The organism is Paenibacillus sp. PK4536, from assembly GCF_028594455.2.
GTDB lineage: Bacteria > Bacillota > Bacilli > Paenibacillales > Paenibacillaceae > Saccharibacillus > Saccharibacillus nuruki.
Window position 1 is genome coordinate 4,140,326 of record NZ_CP126313.1, and the last position, 22,804, is coordinate 4,163,129.

Here is a 22,804-nt window from a genome sequence, read left to right on the forward strand (position 1 = left end):
ACATTAATAGGTTGCTTTCACTTTGAGATCATTTAGCAATTGCATCGCTTGTAAAGGAGTCATATTCATAATGTCTGTATTTTGAATCAACTCAACGATTTGTTTGGCTACAGGGTCTTCTTTGATTATCGTCTGAGTCGTTTCTTCTTCATCTCCAAAAATAGACATCTGTACAACATCTTGTGCTTTATTTTTAGAGGTAGGCTTAGTATATTGATCTTCCATTTGTTGCGTATCTATTGCAGTAAATGAAGTATCTGGCGAAAGCGCAGCACTCTTTTCAGCAATAGGAGAAGATGACTCTTTATAGTTAGACGAGTAATGAGACGTCGTCTGATGCTGTTCCGTATGTGCAGGTCTAGTTGCTGATGATATAGTCGATTGATCGGCTACAACGGTGCTACTTGCTTGTTCCATCCGACTCAGTATGCCATTGGCGCGATCAATAATACTTTCTGGTAAACCTGCTAATTGCGCACAATAAATACCATAACTGGTACTTGCTGCACCTGGAACAAGTTTACGTAGAAAATGAACTTTATCTCCGCTTTCTTTCACTGCCATCGAGAAGTTTTGCAAATGTTCTAACGTTTCTTCCAGATGCGCTAATTCATGAAAATGAGTAGATACCAGCGCTTTACATCCAATCTCATGATGTACATATTCAATCACCGCTTGTGCAATCGACATGCCTTCACTGGTCGATGTTCCTCGACCTAATTCATCAATAATAATCAGACTTCGTGGTGTTGCTCGTTCTGTCATCACTTGAATATCAGCCATTTCGACCATAAACGTACTTTGTCCACCGATCAGGTCATCTGCGGCTCCAATACGGGTGAAAATACGATCGATCATCGGAATTTCAGCATGTTGCGCCGGTACAAAACACCCGATTTGTGCCATAATCGATACCAAAGCTACTTGACGCATATACGTACTTTTACCCGCCATATTAGGACCTGTTATCAGTAAAATGTTCGCTTTGTCTTCGGTAATTTCGGTGCTATTTGATATAAAAGAAGTATTGTTCATCACTGATTCTACAACAGGATGGCGACCTTCTTTCACAATCAGATCATATCGATCCGTTAATACAGGTTTGACAAAGGCACGTTCTGCACTAATTGCTGCAAAAGACTGATAAACGTCAATCTCTGCTACTTTTTCAGCTAACTGTTTTAACCGTGGAATCTCGTTAGCTACTTGAGTTCGCAGATCTGCAAATAGTTCATATTCAATATCAACCATTTTTTCTTGAGCTTCCAGAATCAATGCTTCTTTAGCTTTTAATTCAGGGGTAACATAACGTTCTGCATTGGCTAATGTCTGTTTGCGCTCGTATCTGCCTTCTGGTAAAGCATTTAAGTTAGAGCGTGTCACTTCTATATAATAACCGAAAATTTTGTTATACCCGATTTTGAGCGATTTGATACCTGTTGCTAATCGTTCTGCTGCTTCAAGCTCAGCGATCCAACGCTTGCCATTTACACTAGCTTCGCGCAATTCATCCAGATGAGCATGATACCCTTCTCGAATCAAGCCTCCATCTTTAACTGATACAGGAGGATCATCTACGATCGCTGTACTGATTGCATCCGTTAAGTCTGTACATTCATCCATCAATTGCGAGATTTGTTGAAGCGTCGAAGAAGAAGAATCGGTACATTGACGACGCAATTCAGGAATCTGAGCCAGTGAATCACGTAACGCTAACATATCGCGTCCATTGGCTGTTCCAAAAGCGATTCGTCCTACTAACCGTTCCAGATCATAAATACCTTTAAGCTGAGATCGCAAGTCTTCACGCAAAATTAATCCATGATGAAGCTTCTCTACTGCTTCTAAGCGCTCTTCGACTAATTTCCGGGATAACAATGGCTTATCGATCCAACGACGAAGCAGTCGCCCACCCATCGGTGTCTCTGTACGATCAAGTAACCAGAGCAAAGAACCTTTACGAGAACGCTCACGAACCGTCTCGATCAACTCTAAATTACGACGTGTAAATGGATCAAGAATCATATAATGTTCAGGTTCATAGGCACTGATATGTGTTAGCTGTCCTAATGAACGTTTTTGCGTTTCACTCAAGTACCCAATCAGAATCGAAATACATAATTGGCGCTCTTCATCCAACCTTGCCCATGCTGCTTCTCCAAATTGACGACGCGCTAATTCCTCACGTGCTTTGTCCCAAGGCGTATAGAGTACTTTACGTCCTAACTGAAGTGCTTGGCGGTATGGCTCATCTATAAGATCAATTTGTCCAATAATTTCAGATGGTTCATACAGACCTAATTCATCACGTAGCCATTGCTGCGAGGACAATGCTGAAGTCACATGCAGTTCGCCTGTAGACAAATCGCAAGCTGCTAACGCCATTTTGCCTTCGCGCTCTGTCAGACAGATCATATAGTTGTTCGCTTTATCGGTTAAGCCTTTGCTTTCCATCATCGTACCCGGTGTCACGACACGAATAATTTCACGTTTCACAATGCCTTTGCTTGCTCCTGCTTCTTCTACTTGTTCACAGATCGCGACTTTGTATCCTTTTTCGATTAAGCGATGAATATAATTTTCTGCGGAATGATAAGGAACACCGCACATGGGAATGCGTTCAGGTGCACCTGCGGCTTTGCCAGTAAGTGTAATTTCTAATTCTTTAGATGCTAAAATTGCATCATCAAAAAACAGTTCGTAAAAATCCCCCAATCGGAAAAATAAAAAAGCATCTTGTGCTTGTTCTTTTATTTTGAGATACTGCATCATCATCGGTGTATACGTAGTCATGTTTCCCCTCCAAAAAGCATTCCAGAATATCGTTAAGCATAGATGTAACATGCTTGTTTTTTATCGAAATATTATCGTACTCATACTTGTTGTCATATGCAATCCCTTTTCGAAATGCAAATACGTGTTCGTCTCTTTATTATAACGAAAGAGCTTAAAAAGTGCTATGGATCAAAAAAGAAGTGCGAACCCCATGTTAACGGTTCGCACTTCTTTTATTCTACTTTACAGTCATTTCTTATTGTTGTACTTCAGGTTTATCCGAAGTCAATTCAATTTCAGCTAGTGAATCATAGCTACCACCATAAGAAATATCATAATTTTTGATACGTTTGTTTACAGCTTGAACTTCATAACGGTAAAGACTTGGAATGACAGGTGCTTGGTCAATCATCAACTGCTGCCATTGATTGTAAATATCTTTACGATACGCCATATCAAATGATTTAGCAGATGCACCTTCTGTTAATAACTTGTCATTCTCTGCACTTACGAAGCGAGAGTAGTTAAATGAAGCTTTACTACCATACAATCCAGCAGGGTTAATATCTGTACCTGTTCCCCATGCTGCGCCATACACATCGATGTCTGGATCATCTTTTTCAATACGATCGTAGAAAGAGTTAAATTCTTGTAGACGACCATCTAGCAATTGAACATTCAGACCTACATCTTTCCAATTTTGTAAATAGAACTGAGCACGAGCTTCTGAGATAGTGTCTCCACTCATAGCTGCATAGTTAATTGTTAATTTGTTACCTTTAGGATCTTCACGCAATCCGTCGCCATCTTTATCTACATAACCTGCTTGATCCAGCAATTGTTTTGCTTTTTCAGGATCATAGTTATATCCTTTGATGCTATCATCATGATATTGCGCAAATGCAGGAATAATCAATGAAGTAGCAGGTGTACGAAGTCCGTGATACAACTGTGTACCTACTTGTTCATTATTCAAAGCATAACCCATCGCTTGACGCAATTCTTTATTCGCCATCTTAGCATCTGGATTCATAATGCTTTCGCCTTTAGCTTTATCAAATTTACCTAGTTTGAAACCAATATAATCATAAGACAATTCTTGTCTACCTAAGAACTCAACATTCGTCGGAACATTTTTACCATCATATAGACTGTTCGGGAATGAAGCTAAATCAATATCGCCTTTTTTCAACGATTCAATCACTACATTAGGATTTACTACTTTTAGATTAACACCTGCTAATTTAGGTGCGCCGTGGAAGTAATCTTTATTTGCTTCAAATTGTACAGACTCACCTGTAACCATCGCTTTGATTTTGTACGGGCCATAACCGATAGGGTTTTTACGTACAGGATCAGAAGAAGACATATCTGCTACAGGAATATCTCCAAATACTTTTTTCTCTAAAGGATAAGACCATAAACCTGATTTTACAGAAGGATCTGCTTCTTTAAAGTCAATTTGTACTTCTTTATCATTTACGATTTTGATACCTGAGATTGTTTTTGCTTTACCTGCATGGTAATCTTCCATACCAACAATATTCATAAAGCTTGTATCATAACGTACACCATCATAGTCTTTGTTACCAATCACTTCAAAAGCAAAAGCATAATCTTCTGCTGTTACAGGATTGCCATCAGACCAGTTTAATTTGTCATCAATTTTGACATTAACTGTTTTGTTGTCGTTAGAGAAGCTAATGTTAGCAGCTCCGCCATCTTTTACATCAAAGTTCTCATCAGTAGCAAAGAAAGACGGATAGAAGAATTGAATGACTTCAAAATCCGGGTTACCACTGTAGAAAATAGGATTCAAAATACCTTCAAACGGAGTATCGGAAATCAAACCATAATTCATCGTTCCACCTTCAATTGCAGCAGCTGTGTTCGTTGCTGCTTTTGGAAACTTACCAGACTCTTTAACACTTTCATTGGTTGCTGGTGCATCTTGAGCCGTTGGTGTTGACTTTCCACTTGTACAAGCAGATAACACCAATACAAATGCAATGAACAAAATAGATACGATTTTTTTCTTTGTATTTCCCAACATAAATTTTCCTCCTTTTGATGATCGTACTGTAAATTTATTATCCTAATCGCTGTCTAGCATCTGTCGCACGTTTGAGGGCTTGACCGACAAAGTTAATCGCTAGAATAAGAACCAAAATCAGCAGCGATGCTGGTAACCACATCCACCAATAGTTTTGCAAAATATCAGGGTCTGTTGCATTACTTACAATCGTCCCTAGACTTGGTGTACTTTGAGGTAATCCAAATCCGAGGAAAGATAGCCCTGTCTCAATCCCGATATTACCAGCAAGATTCAATGTCATATTTACGATAACGATTGAACTCAGGTTAGGAAGTATACCAAAAGCGATAATCTTCCAGTTTGGCGTACCTAATGTTTTGGAGGCTTGTACATAATCCAATTCTCGTTCAGCAAGTACTTTGGCTCGAATCAAACGAGCTTTACCTACCCAGAGAAAGGCAGTCATAATGAAAATAAATGACCATATATTATATTTAGGTACAATAGTTACAAATACGATAACTAACATTAAAAAAGGAAGAACAAGAATAAAATCGATAAAACGCATAATAATATTATCTACGATTCCACCAAAGAAACCTGCGATTAATCCTATGCTTAGACCAATAACAGCAGCAAAAATGGTAATTGCAAACGCAATCGTAATCGAATTACGTGCTCCGATCATCACTTGACCGAAAATATCACTACCTGCTCGATCTGTCCCTAACCAATGATCTGCACTAGGTGGAGCCTTGATGGAGGTCAAATCAACTTTGGTCACAGCTTCTTGATCAATAAAGAATATAGACCCATAAATAACAATCAAAAATAATGCTAAAAAGATTAAGGAAATCATCGCCATTTTATCTTTGATTAATTCTTTACCTAAAATCGACCAACTTGAAGGTGATTTTTGAATCGTTTCTTCAGGTGCAAATGTTTGAGCTCTCATTCCCATTACAGGCTTCCTCCGTTCTTATGTCTGATGGTACGTGCCAGATTGTATAATGTGCTTCAGCTTAGCCAATCCGAATACGTGGATCAACCCAACTTAAAATGATATCCGACAATAATGTACCGATAAGAGCAAGTAAGCCGGAAAGCATAACCAGTATGGTAACTACAGAATAATCACGTTGTGTAATGGATTGTAAAAATAACTGCCCTAGTCCTGGATATCCAAAAATAGATTCGATAAACAGATTACCTGCCAGTACGCCTGTTAAGTCATAACCAAGAAAAGCAGCGATAGGAAGTAAAGAGTTACGCAAAATGTGTTTTGAATATACTTTAGACTCAGGCACCCCTTTAGAACGAGCTGTTTTCACAAAATCTTTCAATCTTGTATCAATCACTTCATTACGAAGGTATTGAATCGTTGCTGTTGTACTTACTAATGCCCCTGCTATTGCAGGCAAGATCAAATGATAAAACTTATTCGCATAGTACGAACCGGAGCCTGGATCTATCCCTACATCTACACTACCACTTGTTGGGAACCATCCTAATTGGAATCCAAACACGAATAGTATTAATAGTGCAAATATAAATAGCGGTGTAGCAAAACTGAGATACGTATAACCTGTAATCGTTTTGTCTAATAATGAATTCTGATAGCGACCACTCAAAATCCCTAGTGGAATCGAAATCAAATACGTTAAAACCAGAATTGCAACACCAAGGTAAAAGGTATTCGCCAGACGACTGCCGATCAGATCAGCAACGCCAATTTTATGTACATATGACTTTCCCAGATCCCCTTGTACTAAATTTCCTACCCAACGTCCATATTGCTGCCATGCTGGATCATTTAGACCTAATTTTTCCCGTTGTTCTGCTAAGACTTGTGGACTCACATTCGGATTGGCTTGCATAGCACCCGTTAACGCATCGCCCGGCATTGCTTTAGCTAAGAGGAAGATCAGCACGCTCAGTACGAACAATTGGGGAATCATGATCAGAATGCGGCGAAGCGTAAATTTCCACATAATTTAATTTCCCCCCTATGGTAATGCGACTTGATGTGACGAGCTGATCGACTTCAATGCCAATGGCTTGCCCTCTGGGTCTAAGAGATTATTAAGATCTTGTTGATATGAAGATAAAATATTTTGACGTGCCTGTGTACTCGCTTGGCGCTGACCTGGATCAATATTCGGAATCGCTGAAATCAATCGCTTGGTATACACATGTTGTGGATTCTCATAAATATCTTCTGTATTCCCCTGTTCTACCAGACGACCACGATACATAATCCCGATCTCATCACACATATGACGTACAATCCCTAGATCATGACTGATAAATAAGTAGGTTAGATTAAATTCTTTCTGGATTTCTTTCATAAAGTTAAGCACTTGTGCTTGCACCGATACATCCAGAGCAGATACCGGTTCATCTGCAATAATCAGCTTCGGATTCAGCGTCAATGCTCTGGCGATACCGATCCGCTGACGCTGTCCACCTGAAAATTCATGCGGATATTTAAAAGCCGCTTCTGGATTCAAACCTACTTTTTCAAGTAAATCTTGCACACGTCTACGTTCTTCTTCTTTGGTTAAATTTTCAAAATTACGTAGTGGTTCTGCAATAATATCCAGTACACGCTTTCTACCATTTAGCGAAGAATACGGATCTTGAAAAATCATTTGAATATCCCGGCGTAAGGAATGCTGATTTTTGTGAGCAATTTTGGTTAAATCTTGCCCTTCAAAGGTTACATTTCCTTCTGTTATTTTATTGAGTCCGATAATTGCGCGTCCTGTTGTTGTTTTGCCACATCCGGATTCACCGACAAGCCCGTAAGTTTTACCTGCTTCGATCTGAATCGATAAGCCATCTACTGCTTTGACATGACTGACAACACGCTGGAAAAAGCCACCACGAATCGGATAATGTACTTTTAGGTTATTGAGTTCCAGCAATGCCATTCAATACAATCTCCTTTCCATCTCCCACTTCATCTTCAAAATGAAAATTCTGATAGCATGTACAACGCACCCAATGTTGCGGAGCCACTTCATTCAGCTCAGGATGCTCTGCATGATGCGTCTGTGGAATCCAAGGAATACGTTCTGAGAAGCGACAGGAACCGCGAGGGATATTCTGTAATGAAGGTACACGACCTTCAATCACATGTAAGCTCTCCTGCCCTACATTTGCTCCTGGCATTGAAGCCAATAGTGAGCGGGTATACGGATGTTTGGGATTGTTGAATAACTCGTTTACATCAGCAATTTCTACAATTTCGCCTGCATACATTACAACGACACGGTCTGCCATTTCAGCCACAACACCAAGATCATGCGTGATAAGAACAATACCGGCGTCATTTTCGGCTTGCAATTGCTTCAGTAAGTCCAAAATTTGAGATTGAATCGTTACATCTAGAGCTGTTGTTGGTTCATCAGCGATAATTAATGAAGGGCGACATGCAATGGCAATCGCTATCATAATCCGCTGTCTCATCCCACCAGATAACTCATGTGGATATTGGGCATACACCCTTTTTGGATCAACAATATTTACATTTTCCAATAATTCGATAACACGCTTTGTTTTTTCTTTTCGAGATAGCGACGTATGATAATCGAGATTTTCCTCGATTTGTTTGCCGATCGTCATCAAAGGATTCAACGCTGTTAATGGGTCCTGAAAAATCATTCCAATTTCGGAACCACGAATTTTGTTCATCTGTCCAGGTGACAATGTGTTCAAATCCTGCCCTTTAAAAAGCAGTTCACCTTCAATACGTGTGTTTTTGCTATCATGAAGTCGTGTCAGAGAAAGTGCCAAGGCACTTTTACCGCAACCCGATTCACCTACAATAGCCAAAACTTCGTTTTTGTTGATCGTTAAGTTCAGTTGATCGACAGCAGGGTAATACTCGTCTTTGATACGAAAAGCTACTGTCAGGTCTCTGATTTCCAATACCGATTCTGTGTTCAAATTTGGATTGCCTCCTCGCCTTCAATCTTTAACGCAATGTAAACATTTCTTATTAATTGTTATCATTTTATATTTATAATCTTCCAAAGGTCAATAAAATTTAACTTTTTTCCAAATTGGTGAAAAGAATTTAGCATAAAAGCTATCATAACGTGTGACGATATAGATAGCTTCTATGATTAAACTTATATTCTATTTTACCTTATTATCCATACCTAGCAAGGGGTTACGCAATTTATCACGTTTGGATATTTTTAGGTACTGACCCAATTCTCTGCATAATTGCAAGATAGCGGAACGCATTTCAAATTCTTCACGTGTTGTCGGTAAATCCATATTTCGAAATTCTTCTTCCAATGCTAAAAGCAAATGTTCGGTTTTTCCAGTATAATACGGCGTTTTGACATCTCTGGATAATTGTTCGAACATTTCAGCAGCGGCATCAGCTTGAGGCATTTTACGATACACTTGAGCTACCAATTGCATCATATTCTGAATCGAATCCAAATGCTGTTTTCGCATATAAAAATAGACTGTCCATGACTCATCGGTATGCAACATCTGATTTTCCAATTCACGCTTCGATTCGGTCAGTCCTTGCTCTACTTTGGTATAGGCTTCGATCACTTCTTTTCCGTCCCAAGCAAAAGAAGGACTGCGAAGCGTTTTGGCGATCTGCTCACACATTTGAGACAACAGCTCATTGACTTCACTACGAATTGCATCTAAGCGCTGATGAGGATTAGGCATATAGATCAGATTGACAATAGCCGCTGATCCTAGACCGATCAATAACAGTTCAATTTCTACTAACATCGTATGTGCTGTTAACGTCGCTCCATTAAAAATATGCACGACTACCACAGAACTGGTAACAATACCTGCACTAAACCCAGCCCGTGTAATCAAAGGAAACGCCACTAAAATATATAAGGCAAATACCCAGTGATGAAATCCAAATAATGAAAATAAAACAAAAGCACAAATCATTCCGATCAACGAAGCAAAAAATCGCGCTGAAATCGTTTTGAGACTTCGTTTACGTGTAACATCGACTCCCAGTATAGCTAATAACGCCGCCGACATTGCACTTGGAACTCCTAAAGTGCTGGCTGCAACTACTGCTAATAATGCCGCAATAGCCGTTTTGATCACGCGAAAACCCATGCGTCTTTCTCTCCCTACTCCACTTCTTTTTCTCTATCTGTATTTTGTAATCTCATTTACTCTTTTGAGTATAGCTTTTATCCTACTTGATTTACCGGTATTCGACAATATCATATTCGTCTGTTATTAGATAAAAGAATAGCAAAACAAAAAGCTTTCATCGGCTTAGACTACTCGCAGATGAAAGCTTCTTGCTACATTAATTTGAAGTTTGTAAATGATAAATCTCGTTATATTTTTCTTCCAAATAGTCTGCAAGATAATCCGGGTTCAAGTCTTCACCTGTAATCTGCTGAATCAATTCGGAAGGAGTACGACTTTTACCATATTTATAAATTTTATCTGTTAACCATTCTTTGATCGGCAATAGATTACCTTCAGCAATCCACTTTTCAAAATCAGGCAGTTCTTTGCGCATCGTATGCGTCATTTGCGCTGCATACATATTTCCCAGTGAATAGGAAGCGAAATATCCAAAGTCTCCACCTGACCAGTGTACATCTTGCAATACGCCTAGTACATCATTAGGTGGTGTAATACCCAGGTACTCCTGATATTTACTGTTCCATACTTTAGGCAAATCTTTCACATCTAGACCTTCGTTAAATAACATTTTTTCAATTTCATAACGAATAATGATATGAAGGTTGTATGTTAACTCGTCAGCTTCGATACGAATCAATGTATTTTCTACACGGTTTGCTGCACGATAGAACGTATCAAGTGATACTTCTTTAAGCTGTTCAGGGAACAACTGTTGCAGATCACTATAATAACGATCCCAGAATGAACGACTACGTCCTACTACATTTTCCCAGAAACGGGATTGAGATTCATGAATCCCCATCGATGTTCCTGTTGCCAATGGAGTGCCTGCTAGATCGTGCGAAATGTTTTGCTCGTACAATGCATGTCCGCCTTCATGAAGAGAACTGAAAATCGCACTCATCACATCTTCAGGCATATAATTTGTTGTAATCCGTACATCTCCTGGATTAAGACCTGTAGCAAAAGGATGCACACTTTCGTCTAAGCGTCCTGCATCAAAATCAAAACCCATTTCTTTAAGCAACAAATGACCTATCTTTTCTTGTTGACCAATATCATACTGTTGCTTCAAAAAATCATTGTCAGGTTGATGTGCAGATTGCTTGATTTTTTCCAATAAAGGAACAAGACGTGCTTTCAATCGATCAAATACCACATCTAATTTGGCGACTGTCAAATCAGGCTCATACATATCGAGCAATGTATCATAACGTGTTTCTTTCACACCCCAGTAATCAATAAAATCACGTTTCATTGCTACAATCTCACTAAGTAATGGCTCAAAGCCTTTAAAATCATCATTATGTTTGGCTTCTTCCCATACCGTTTGTGCATGAGTCGTTAAGCTAGAATATTTTTGAATTTTTTCAGGTGGAATCTTTTCATTTAGTTCATACTCTTTACGAACATCTTGTACAATGCGTTTGTCATTGTCTTCTAATTGTTCAAATACATCTGGACGTGACAAGATTTCAATATACCCGCCCATTTCTTTCGATACAGACAGTTTGAAATGTTCTGTTGCTAGTACACCAATCGTATCTGCACGTAGCTCTGCACCTTTACGTGGGGCTCCTGTACGCAAGTCCCATCCCATCAATGCGAGCGCTTCACCATAACTGCTAATTTTGCGAACCAATTGCCGGAATTGCGTCAACGTATCTTGTACATATTGTTCCATAATAGGGTTCACCTCTCTGCTTACATACACAACACTTGGGCTATGACATGTAATATTGTTATTTTTGTAAAAAGACACCTCTTGATGATACGTTCTTCTAGACGTATAATCAATGGTACACAATTAAATATTATAGACATCATTCATCAGATTGTGCTATACACTTTGATTTATGAGTCTATAAGAATACATTTAACCATTTTTGCTCATATCATAATACCTGTAACTTCTAAGGAGTGAATCGTAATGGTAAAAGTAAATGTAACCCCTCAAGCAGAACAGTATTTAGCACGCAAAATAGGAGATAACAAAGCTGTTATTCGAATTTTCGTAGATAATGAAGATTGCGGATGTACAGGTGGTATCCCGGCACTTCGTTTAATTGATGAGCCTGGCAAACGAGATACCGTTATCGAAAGCAATGTACTAACACTCACCATGCATCAAAGTGGTGAATCGTATTATGATGATGATGAATTGACATTATCAACCGATGATGCAGGTTCTTCACTCAGACTCAGTAGTGCTTCTCAGTACTATAGTAGAAGTATTCGCGTTCTTGATGGACGCAAAGCATTAGCCTAATTTTTTATTATGAATCCGTAAGATGAGCAGGAGGATAATCAATGAATTCGATTACAACTATTATGCAACACAATCAGGAGTTCGTGACAAGTAAAGAGTATGAAGCGTATCTTTCCAGTCCTTTTCCTGAGAAAAAGTTGGTCATTTTGACGTGCATGGATACCCGTTTGACTGAATTATTGCCTAAAGCAATGAATATTCGTAACGGTGATGCCAAAATTCTAAAAAACGCAGGTGCTATTATTTCACAACCATTTGGTAGTGTAATGCGTAGTATTCTTGTCGCTATTTACGAATTAAAAGCAGAAGAAGTGATCGTAGTTGGTCATCATGGATGTGGTATGGCTTCACTGAACTCAGATCATATGATTGAGAAAATCCATGAACGCGGAATTGCGCCAGAAGTACTGACTACACTCGAAAATTCAGGGATTAAACTTAAAAGATGGCTTCAAGGTTTTGATAACGAAAAAGAAGGCGTTATGCGTAGCGTAGACATTATCAAAAACCATCCTTTACTTCCTGCTAGCGTTCCTGTACACGGCATGATTATTGATCCAGCAACAGGACAATTAGAGCTACTTGTCAATGGTTATGATCAGGTTGAAGTCCCTTCTAACTCTTAATTTTCAACCGATTATTCGCTTCAAAATACAGCATAAAAGGCTGTAGATATATCAGACGTGGAGGTCACTGATCCACGTCTTTTTGCTATTTATTTTTATTGAAACGAGCAAAATATTGCTTCATTTCAAAATTTGAACATTCTTTGTCTATCTTTTTTATATTTCAATAACTTTATATAAAATCGCTATGAGCTTCCTTGCGAAAGCATACAGTTGTAGTGTACACTTTATCTTAAATCGGCCAAATGGCTGTTTTAAAAGATAGGAGAGAATGCCCTATGAACACGCTATCTTATGGTTTACTTGCCTTGCTTGCACGCAATAATTCGTCAGGTTACGACTTGATGCTCAAGATTCAACCGTTTTGGCAGGCAAAACATAGTCAAATTTATCCATTGTTATCACGCATGGAAGAACAACATCTGTTATCCGCAGAATGGATTCAACAAACAGACAAGCCAGACAAAAAGATTTACGCAATTACCCCTCTAGGAGAGCAACGTCTCAAAGAATGGATGCAACTTCCTGCGGGTGAACCTGTTAGTCGTGATGAGTTGGTTCTCAAAGCATTTTGCTTATGGACAACCGATCGCGAAAACGCTATCTCTTTGTTTAGTACACGATCTATTTATTACCAAGAACGTATTCATTACTTTGAGCAAGCGATTCACAAAATGCCTGAAGAAGTACGTCAATTCGGTACACGCGATTTTGGATTATACATTTTGCGTCAAAAAGCATTGGCAACAGCTAAAGCGAATTTGGAATGGACAACATGGGTGATCGACATGCTCAAAAATTCCACAACAACAGAAAGCTCCTCACAACCTCAACACCAATGAACAGTTTATACGAAGCCAATGGTTCAAAATAAAGAGAATCAATATTAAAACATTTTGAAACCTAATAATAAGTGCTTCGTATAATAACTATACTGTCATTGAAGACAACTACTAGGAGGATCATGAACACAATGAAAAAAATGCTGATGGTTTTTGTAGCATTCACATTATTCTTCACCTTATTTAGCGGATTTGCTAATGATGCAGATGCAAGACGTAGTGGTGGATTCAAATCTTCACCGAAGTCTTACACAACAACACCTAAAAAATCAACAGATAGCAATAGCAGTACAATGAACAGCACGAACCGTAGCAAAAATACTACAGCCGGTTCAACAGCTAATCGTGGATTTTTCAGCGGTGGTAGCTTTTTCAAAGGATTAATGATTGGTGGTCTTGCCGGTATGTTATTCGGCGGAATGTTCGGTAATATGGGAATGTTCGGAGACTTGTTAGGATTAGTTATCAACTTATTTGCTATTTATATTCTATTTATAGCGGCTCGTGGTATTTACCGTATGATTCGTCAACGTAAAAAATCCGCTGATCCGTACAACAGACGTTAATGCCTATGCGACTCAGTATGGATGAAATCATTAACGCAGTGTGCTTGAATATCGCTGAACGCAAAGGACTCAAACCTACGGATGTAACGGTTCAACTTTCCTGGGAAGAAGACACGGGTTACACCGCAGAAGTGTGGACAGAAGGACGAAGCCAATATTTAGTCGAAAGTAATCTGAACGAAGCGATCTTACGTTATATGTTCAGTGAGTATAATGCACGTGTATTTAAAGAACAGGTAGAATTAGTTATCAACGATGACGAAGAAGAAATTCAAGCGATTATTCGCGATAACTAATCTCTACTCTATTCATTTAATGAAGAATACTTTCCAAAAGCTTGCGATATAGACTATCATTTAGTCGAATATCGTAAGCTTTTTTTGTATCCAATCATACGCATATCGTCCACTAATCTCATGCCCACCTTCAAATAAATCATATGCAAATTGTTCTTCTGCATGATGCTGTAGATAGATCTGTTGTAACTGTGTTATCGCCTGCTCCACACCTTCTAAAGGAAAAATCGGGTCACCCTTTCCCCCTTCTACAAATAAAGGTCGTGGCGCGATCAGACCGATCCATTGAGGCAAGTCGGCATACACCGCCTGACCGGGAATATAATTACAGATACAGTGATGAATATGCAGAATACTGTCCTGATACGTATTGGTGAATCCTGTAAGTACTGTAGCACGTATCCGTTGATCAAGTACCGCTATCAAATAAGCAATCAATGCTCCTCCTGAAAATCCCATAATCCCAATCCGCTCTGCATCCACTTCTGGCATTTCACTTAGAACATCTACTACTTTCAATAGTTCATGTACTCTAAATCCAGCCAACGTCTTCCCCATTAATAACATTCGGCTCGATAAAGAATCACATGAATTAGCAACCTCTGCATTTCTAGCCATATCTTCAGCTAATCGTCTTTCTCCAAAACCGATCACATCAGGAGCTATAGTGATCAGCCCTCGGTTGACCAGTTGTACAGCATAATGTTGATGAATACCCGGTGTATTGAGATCGGTTTCTCCATTTGGCAATAGGCCTACAATCTCACGGCTACCGTAGCCATGACCATGAATAGCAATCACTGCGGGTGCAGGTGTCGTTAGATGTTTGGGAATTAAGACATAAGCAGCAAATGAACTATAAGGAGAAGCGGACAATTCTATCCGCTTGCGAATATATGTACCACAATCAACGGTTTCCAAAAGCTTTACTTCATCACTATCATTTGATGGAAATATACCGATAAGCTGTTGCAATAATGTTCGTCCTTGAGATCGATCCTGTCCTTCTTCTGCAAAAGATAATGAATGTTGTGCCGCAGTATCTGTATATAACTGCTTTAACAGTGTATCTCCCTGCCAGTCGCCCATATTTCTCCTCCTATGCACACGTTATCATTTTGAGTTGTATATGCTCTCTTTTTCTATAACGACCTGATAATGCCTTTATTATATCGCTAGTTTATATAAAAACAAGTTAATGATAGCGATATATATCTATCATTAACCTGCTTCTTCTAACAAAACATCAAACTCTAGCAAAATAGATGTTCCCTTTGAACTGGTATGCACCATAATTCGATCTGCTGAGGTGTACATCAATGCAAAACCTTTACCTAGTGAACGCTTACTACTATATCCTGAGATCAGTATCATCTTAGGCAACTCATGAATAGGAATACCTGAACCATGATCTGTAATATAAATTTGCAGAACATTAGGCTTACTATACACAGACAATTTGCCATGTGCAGCATGTTTAATCAGATTGGTAACTCCTTCAGATACAGCGAGTTTAATATGCATCAGTTTTTTCGGTTGATTGATTTTGAGCTCTTCTGGAATATACTCCATCACCAATGAGCGTCCTGAAGATACGTCGCTTTTAGTCATAATATCCATATTAGCTAGTGGACTACCCAGATGTTCTTCAATCTCTTGTTGTTCTAGACAGATATCAATTTTGCTTTTAGAAAGTGTTTCGATCACATCTTTATACGAGCGCATCGTACTTTGATGCAATTGTTCACGGTATTCTAACGCCGGTGTAATATCTGTTAATACAATAGCAACCCAATTATTTTCTGGATAAAAATGAGCTTCAAATGTTTTTTGATTACTCTGGATCACTTCATAGAAATTTTCAGAGACACGTAATGCATGTTCAGCCAGTGGCCCTAATTGATTTTTCAAATGAATGTCTTCCATCTCTTGCAGACTATGATGGTCTTTATATTTAAGCAATACAGTCCCACCAGTGAATCCACTCATTTCTTTGTGTTCATCTACAGATGGAAGTTCTGAATCAATCAGATCCGAACCTTCAAGTAACGGCTTAGTGATCACAAGCTGGCGCAAAGCGATAATAATCTCTAATGTGATCCGTTGTATCAACTTAGGATCTAATACTTTGCCTGAAAGTCGTTGTAATTGGTGTAAGACGTCTACATTATCGGAATGACTACTTAACAAATGTTCCAAATGATTGCAGAGCGCTATAATACGCGATTCATAAGGAATATCCTGACCTTTTAAGCCAGACGGGAATCCTTTGCCATCATAACGTTCATGATGATGAAGTACCCAGGCTGCTGCTTTCTTATCTCCACTAATCGCATAAATAATATTAGAACTTTCAGTAGCGTGAGACTGATACTCTTTTTCTTCTGTTAAAGATAATGCACCACGCTTCGTCAGAATCTCCATCGGTAATAATGATTTACCAATATCATGTAGTGTAGTGTAATTGACTAAATCTGTTCTTCTTTTTTTGGGATACGCCAGTAGTTCCAACATATACTGACAAAGAATCCCTGTGTTCTTACCATGCCCTTCATTACGTTGAGAAATTCTCAATTCGCTTAATCGAATAAACTCTTCTGAAGATTTCATTCGAATCTGTAATTGACGAATAAATCCATGCGACAAAAAAATAATTAGTAGCAAAAACAATAACACATACACTGTTTCGTATACGATATTGCCTAACGAGATATGTCTTAGAAAATGAGGAACGATAATCGTACATAACAATACAGGTACGATCAACTCTTTTAATTTGAGCACCATATCATTAAGAAAAGGTGTGCCGATAATCGTTGTAGAAGCACCTGCTAGTAATAACATATAGACCAGACTAAATACTAGAGCTCCTAGCCCTGCCTGAATATAGGTAGAAAAAGGATTCAAGGCTTCCATCACTTGATACGATAAATAAATACTAATTACACTTTTGCCTAATGCAGAGCAGATTCGAAAAAGATTCATTTGCCGAATATCAAAATTCTTTTTGCGTGTGTAAGATATAATCGTACTGATGACTATTCCCAAAATAGCAGGATTATACCCAAAAGCAAGCGCAAGAATAAGAAACCCAACCAGACTTCCGCTGTACTCCTCACCGCTTAGTAATCTGACCGGAAACAGATCCAACAAAACGATAAGAAACAGAATCGGCGCAATTGCAAACAATGCAATTGAATGCCATTCGCGGATCATATATACGATACTTGCTACCCCTACAAGGCTGAGCAATATCGTATAACCGTTCTTTTCTTTCATTATCTAAAGATTTCCTTGCCCAGAATCTCATCCAGTTGAAGCAATTCAAAAACTTCCATAACCTCCGGTTGAGTTTGTTCAATATAGACATTACGCCCTAATTCTTGCAACACTTGTACCAGACGAATAATCAGTCCAATCCCAGAAGAATCTACAAAGAATACCTTTTCCAAATTCAATATAATATTCGTATACGGTGCTACAGCCGGTTCGATCTCGTCCTCTAATACATCCCCAGCATCAATATCAATATCACCTTCAAAATAAATTGTAGCTTGTACTTCATCGGTCACGATTTGATATGCAAACATTATTTTTCACTCTCCTACCATACAAATTGGCGATCCTCATTCAAGCGTGCTTTGACATTAAAGGTATCTTCTTTAAAATGGTGCATTTTGGAGCCGATCTGTAAAATCGTTCCGCCTAGTAACTTGTCCACATGAATCACTGCGCCTTCTTTGACGGTTAATTTCGTAGAATTACTGCCTATCGTGCCAGCTTCTTGAATATGCATCCCTTTGGCGGCATAATAATCTCCACCACGTAGAAATCCTGTCACTTCAAGTAATCCTGCACAGCGCAATTGTGTGTTGTAACATCCTTTTTTCACTTGGACTGGCCCACCTACAAGAATTTGACTATTCTGAATATAATGAAATTGTGCAAAAATATGATCCAATTGAGGTAAAACAACTCGGTCTAACAAATAGGCTGTTCGCTTAACAAAACGATCTAAATCCTGTGCTGTTTTAAAATGACTCATTGTTAGATTTAAAAAACCATTTTTGATTTCTTTGATATATTTTTGCCATTCTTCATTGATTAACGCTTTGTGTTCTTCTATAGTACGCATAAACAAAAGTAATTGCTTATGCAACTCTTTAAACCGTCCACGAAATAAAACGTCAAGCAAAGGAGCAAGCCCATGCTGATCAATATCTGTGATTTTAAAAGCTGCTGCGCGATTCAATTGCTCGATCGCTGTCGTCAAAAATTCCGTTTGTTGCAAAATCACTTGCAAAATAGGTTCTGCTTGACCATAAAAAAGGAACAATTGTCCAACAGCTACTTCGCTTCCGATCACATTAGCAGTGACCATTAATGACTGAGTTGCTATAATTTCTGCCATATTCACATTGCCTTTAATATGAATATTACCATCTGCTTCGACTTTCATTGTATCTTGAACTGTGCCGCTAATTTCAACATCACCTTGAAAATGAATATTGCCTGTCTGAAGAGCAACATCTCCACGATGCTCAAGCTTCGGAATAATCGCAACCTTTACATGTCTTCCCTGTATAATCACTTCAGGCATTCCGGTACGTGTAGCAAGAATTTCCAATCCATCTTGAGATAGCTGTGTACCATGACCAGTTAACACAATTACACCTGTTACCGGTGGTGCTAGAACAGGTTCTCCAAATACATTGACTCCATTTATGCCAATCACAGGTGGATAGATTAGACCGATCAAATCACCATCATCGACACAAGGAAATTCTTTAATCTCACGATAATCGATTGTTCCATTTTCGCGCATTTTTGGCTGTACTTTGCGAGTCTTGGTATCGACTTTAATCTCAAAGTATCCATTCGTACCTGCGATTGCCTGCTCACCTTCTGCAATCAGAAATGTATCATTTACTTCACTCAGGCAAGCTTTTTTGATCTCATCATGGTACAGACCGTAGACTACTTTTTGCTCGATTAATTTTTTGCGTACGGCTATCGGTTCAATCGGTGTATGTTGCTTCTGTTCTTCTGCTTTGAGAACCAATCGCAATGTTGGTGGAGTATCAACAACCTGCCGAATAATGCGATATCCTGCTTCAATTCGTAATTGTACATTCATTGCTTTATCATCAATATGAATGTCCCAGACCGGTTCTACCACTTTATCTTCTACTTCATATCGGACAATATCGCCAGCAGATAATTTTACTGTTTCCCCTGCGAGAATAGGTACTTCGTCAATCCAAAGAGATACCTGTTCAGTTGCACGAATACTAGGTTGATGGTTTCCTTTGGAATGAAAATAGACTTGCCCTGCTTCAATCCATACTTTACCTTCTGTATCATCTATAGAGGGGGTAGTGACTGGATGTTCGATTCTAGAAGGTGGTATATTCACACTGGCTTCAGCTATAGAGATCGGCGGAGAATACTCTGCCATATCCAGCGATTGATCTAGTATTTCTTCTGTTTTGAGTGTTACTTTGACTACAGCTTGCTTGGAATAAAGCCCAAGCATCCCTTTGGCTTCACTTTCCATCACTTCAATATGAACCTGTTGCTTGGTAGCATCTAGCAAAGTTAGAGCTTGCTCCACGGCATCTTGCACTGTTTTGGCTCTAGCAATCACACTACGCTCCATAGTGGGTACCTCCTCCATACCTTTCTCATGTCAATTCAATCGAAATAATGCAGACATCATCTTTACGATGCTGAATCAAACGTTCTAATTTCACTACGAACGCTTCATTTTCCAAATAGTGTAGGCTTTGAGCATAGTGTTCTAACTTTTCGATTCCTGCATGGATAGAGACGCCAGGCTTTTCGACTAATCCATCGGTGTATAAGACAATGCGTGCAGGTGTCTCGTACGTCACTGTAGCTGTATCTAATTTCATATCATTTTGAATACCGATTGGGACGGTTGTGCCTGTTAATTGAGTAGGAAATTGATCTTTCAAAAATAATAAGCCTGGTGGATGTCCTGCATTAAAATACTCAATTTGCTTTAACTCTAAGTCGATAAATAGATAAATCGCTGTAAAGTAAGCAGCACGGCGATTTTTACCAAATAGTGCTCTCATCTTTTTGTTCAATTCCTGACAGACCAGTTGAGGCTCTTTCACTACACCTACAATGCCATCAAGCAGAGAACGAATCGACATACTGATCAGTGCAGCCGATATTCCGTGACCAGATACATCAATGAGCAGTACACCACAATGCTGTGGATCGAACATTTTCCAGTACAACATATCACCGGATACTTCGGTCGATTGTAGATAGCTACTGTGCACTCGAATAGTAGGTTCATTAATTGGTGGACTGAGGACGCTACGTTGTAAATGTTTAGCCAATTGCAGTTCTTTTTGCACTTTTTCTTCTCGAATTTTGCGTGAATCCATTTCTTTTTTAAGTCGAATAGCGGATTGAACTCGTGCCAGTAGTTCATAATCAGGTCCACCTTTTTCAATAAAATCCATACCACCTGCATTAAAAGCTTCTTTGAAATGAATCCGATCTGCGGTGAGGAAAATAATAGGCAAATCCTGATAAACGATACAGCTCTTAATAATCCGACAGGCTTCAATTCCGTCGATTCCAGGCATTACAATATCCAATAAAATTAAATCAATCGCCGCTGCTTTACGAGGAGATACTTGGTCGTGAATACTAAGAATATCGAATGCTTCTTGAGCCGAAGAAGCCGTCTGTATATGCTTGTACCCTGCTGTATCGAGTACATTTTGCAAAAAGACAAGATTAAGTCTGGAGTCATCTACAATCAATATACTCATGATACTTCTCCTTCAGAGTAGTTTATATCTTTATTTTCGTCAGTTTCTTCCATTTATGTGATAGTTAACGGTTACAATTATATTGAGTAAGCATTTAATTAAGAATTTTGAATAGATTTGAACAAAAAAAGCCTACTTTGCTTGAAGCAAAATAGACTTTCAACAAACCTACAAATGATGATATAAGGCTTCCAACTACATATTTTTATCCATATTCAAAGGATATTCGGTCTGTGGTGGAGATTGAAATTGCTGTTCATATAAGTAATTATCCAGAGCGCGGTTATTTACAATGTACGTATCTGCAATCATATCATGAATACCTTGCTTATACTTTGTAAATCCAACGATAATGTATCCTATGCCTAAAGTGAAATTACATAATATTCTTAAGAAATAACGTGCTACTGCACGTCCGAATCCTATCGGTTGCATAGAACGATTTACTACTTTGATTCTGAGTATCATTTTACCCAAAGTTGCTTGATACTTCGACTTCTCAAATAATCCAAAGTATAACCAGGTTAACAAAACAGATAATAATTGAAAAATAATAGGCAGTAGATCTCCTATAAAGACTTCATTACTGAGTGAATGGTCTGTAAGATGGAGGATACCCACAATAACTACACTCAAAATAACACTTGAAATTAAATATACAATACTAAGAATAATCGCATCTATACATATAGCTGCAAACCTTTTCCAAAATCCTGCATACAATATAATCGTTTCTCCTCTGACTCTTTAATTTTTATCTAAATTCGGGTTGATCTTTTTGCAAATAAGGAGATATCTCTGGTTGGTTCCAAGAAGCTGCTTGTTGCTGTTGTTGCATATACATGTATTGTTCCCAATCTTTTTTATTTACAACATAGGTGCTAGCGACCATATCATGTAATGCTTGCTTGTATTGTGTCCAACCTGCCATCATGTAACCGATGCATAAGATCATATACGATAAATTTTTAGCCCAAAAGCGTCCTGTTGCTCGACCAAAACGAATCGGTTGGAAATAACGATCTACTACTATGATACCTAGAGCCATTTTACCTGGTGTGGCATGGTATTTCGATTTTTCAAATAAACTAAAATACAACCACGGTACGACTAATTCGGCAATAACATATAAAATGTAAAATACAATCAAAAAAGTAATATCGCCTGTCGTGTATTCATTTTCATTCTTCATCCATGTTCCATTCACAAATCCGATGATCGTAGGAATTCCTAGCAAAATCAATAACACAAATCCGACAATAAATCCATCGATCAACGTCGCTGCTGTTCTTTTCCAAAATCCTGCGTAGCCGTGAGAACTGGTTCCTGCTTCATTCATTTCATCTAACTCCTATTCTGCTATGTATACATTTCTACCAACTTTGTTATTTTATACGATATAGTTGTAAATTACTAG

At 38.6% G+C, this 22,804-nt stretch carries 20 protein-coding genes; 5 read left to right on the plus strand and 15 right to left on the minus strand.

From position 1 onward, the window contains the following. Positions 1-3: 3 nt before the first annotated feature. The 8 genes from mutS to PO903_RS18350 all read right to left on the minus strand — a co-directional run bounded on the left by mutS (position 4) and on the right by PO903_RS18350 (position 11,657). A complete protein-coding gene (gene mutS / locus PO903_RS18315) occupies positions 4-2,793 on the minus strand; it encodes a DNA mismatch repair protein MutS (RefSeq protein ID WP_273594212.1) in 2,790 nt (929 codons plus the stop codon). A gap of 238 nt (positions 2,794-3,031) precedes the next feature. Continuing rightward, positions 3,032-4,828: an oligopeptide ABC transporter substrate-binding protein gene (gene opp4A / locus PO903_RS18320; RefSeq protein WP_069326012.1), complete on the minus strand. Its 1,797-nt coding sequence runs from the start codon at positions 4,826-4,828 to the stop codon at positions 3,032-3,034. Positions 4,829-4,865: 37 nt separating this feature from the next. Continuing rightward, on the minus strand, positions 4,866-5,771 hold the full coding sequence (locus PO903_RS18325; protein WP_273594213.1) for an ABC transporter permease: 906 nt from the start codon (positions 5,769-5,771) through the stop codon (positions 4,866-4,868). Positions 5,772-5,832: 61 nt separating this feature from the next. Further along, on the minus strand, positions 5,833-6,801 hold the full coding sequence (gene opp4B / locus PO903_RS18330; RefSeq protein WP_069326013.1) for an oligopeptide ABC transporter permease: 969 nt from the start codon (positions 6,799-6,801) through the stop codon (positions 5,833-5,835). 15 nt (positions 6,802-6,816) lie between these two features. Continuing rightward, the gene (locus tag PO903_RS18335) at positions 6,817-7,743 is read right to left on the minus strand and encodes an ABC transporter ATP-binding protein (protein WP_273594214.1); all 927 of its coding nucleotides are present in this window, start codon (positions 7,741-7,743) and stop codon (positions 6,817-6,819) included. Continuing rightward, a complete protein-coding gene (locus PO903_RS18340; RefSeq protein WP_069326015.1) occupies positions 7,721-8,761 on the minus strand; it encodes an ABC transporter ATP-binding protein in 1,041 nt (346 codons plus the stop codon). The genes PO903_RS18335 and PO903_RS18340 overlap by 23 nt, the downstream gene beginning before the upstream one ends. 192 nt (positions 8,762-8,953) lie before the next feature. Continuing rightward, on the minus strand, positions 8,954-9,928 hold the full coding sequence (locus tag PO903_RS18345) for an aromatic acid exporter family protein (RefSeq protein WP_069326016.1): 975 nt from the start codon (positions 9,926-9,928) through the stop codon (positions 8,954-8,956). A gap of 199 nt (positions 9,929-10,127) precedes the next feature. Further along, positions 10,128-11,657, minus strand: coding sequence for a carboxypeptidase M32 (locus tag PO903_RS18350; protein WP_273594215.1), 1,530 nt, complete (start codon positions 11,655-11,657; stop codon positions 10,128-10,130). Between the two features lie 246 nt (positions 11,658-11,903). On the opposite strand from PO903_RS18350, the gene PO903_RS18355 reads away from it, so the two are divergent. The 5 genes from PO903_RS18355 (at position 11,904) to PO903_RS18375 (ending at position 14,572) form a co-directional block, all read left to right on the plus strand. Next, positions 11,904-12,242, plus strand: a complete 339-nt coding sequence (locus PO903_RS18355) for an iron-sulfur cluster biosynthesis family protein (RefSeq protein ID WP_137221509.1) — start codon at positions 11,904-11,906, stop codon at positions 12,240-12,242. A 41-nt stretch (positions 12,243-12,283) separates the two neighbouring features. Next, positions 12,284-12,868 carry a beta-class carbonic anhydrase gene (locus tag PO903_RS18360; RefSeq protein ID WP_069326019.1) on the plus strand — a complete coding sequence of 195 codons (585 nt, stop codon included), beginning with the start codon at positions 12,284-12,286 and terminating at the stop codon, positions 12,866-12,868. Positions 12,869-13,146: 278 nt separating this feature from the next. Beyond that, positions 13,147-13,710 (plus strand): PadR family transcriptional regulator, encoded by a 564-nt coding sequence (locus PO903_RS18365; protein ID WP_069326020.1) that lies wholly within the window; start codon positions 13,147-13,149, stop codon positions 13,708-13,710. 131 nt (positions 13,711-13,841) lie between these two features. Further along, positions 13,842-14,276: a hypothetical protein gene (locus PO903_RS18370; protein ID WP_273594216.1), complete on the plus strand. Its 435-nt coding sequence runs from the start codon at positions 13,842-13,844 to the stop codon at positions 14,274-14,276. 5 nt (positions 14,277-14,281) lie between these two features. Continuing rightward, positions 14,282-14,572 (plus strand): YxcD family protein, encoded by a 291-nt coding sequence (locus PO903_RS18375; RefSeq protein ID WP_069326047.1) that lies wholly within the window; start codon positions 14,282-14,284, stop codon positions 14,570-14,572. 60 nt (positions 14,573-14,632) lie between these two features. Here the strand turns inward: PO903_RS18375 and PO903_RS18380 are convergent, their stop codons facing one another. The 7 genes from PO903_RS18380 to PO903_RS18410 form a co-directional block, all read right to left on the minus strand. Beyond that, complete coding sequence (locus PO903_RS18380) at positions 14,633-15,661, minus strand: dienelactone hydrolase family protein (RefSeq protein ID WP_273594217.1); 1,029 nt, start codon at positions 15,659-15,661, stop codon at positions 14,633-14,635. 132 nt (positions 15,662-15,793) lie between these two features. Further along, a complete protein-coding gene (locus tag PO903_RS18385; RefSeq protein WP_069326023.1) occupies positions 15,794-17,851 on the minus strand; it encodes an HD domain-containing phosphohydrolase in 2,058 nt (685 codons plus the stop codon). After that, positions 17,851-18,162, minus strand: coding sequence for an STAS domain-containing protein (locus PO903_RS18390; RefSeq protein ID WP_069326024.1), 312 nt, complete (start codon positions 18,160-18,162; stop codon positions 17,851-17,853). The genes PO903_RS18385 and PO903_RS18390 overlap by 1 nt, the downstream gene beginning before the upstream one ends. Before the next feature lie 14 nt (positions 18,163-18,176). After that, positions 18,177-20,231: a FapA family protein gene (locus tag PO903_RS18395; protein ID WP_273594218.1), complete on the minus strand. Its 2,055-nt coding sequence runs from the start codon at positions 20,229-20,231 to the stop codon at positions 18,177-18,179. A gap of 25 nt (positions 20,232-20,256) precedes the next feature. Continuing rightward, positions 20,257-21,387 carry a PP2C family protein-serine/threonine phosphatase gene (locus tag PO903_RS18400; protein WP_069326026.1) on the minus strand — a complete coding sequence of 377 codons (1,131 nt, stop codon included), beginning with the start codon at positions 21,385-21,387 and terminating at the stop codon, positions 20,257-20,259. Positions 21,388-21,582: 195 nt separating this feature from the next. Then, positions 21,583-22,110: an RDD family protein gene (locus tag PO903_RS18405; protein ID WP_273594219.1), complete on the minus strand. Its 528-nt coding sequence runs from the start codon at positions 22,108-22,110 to the stop codon at positions 21,583-21,585. Positions 22,111-22,141: 31 nt separating this feature from the next. Further along, positions 22,142-22,726 carry an RDD family protein gene (locus PO903_RS18410; RefSeq protein WP_273594220.1) on the minus strand — a complete coding sequence of 195 codons (585 nt, stop codon included), beginning with the start codon at positions 22,724-22,726 and terminating at the stop codon, positions 22,142-22,144. Positions 22,727-22,804 lie beyond the last annotated feature (78 nt).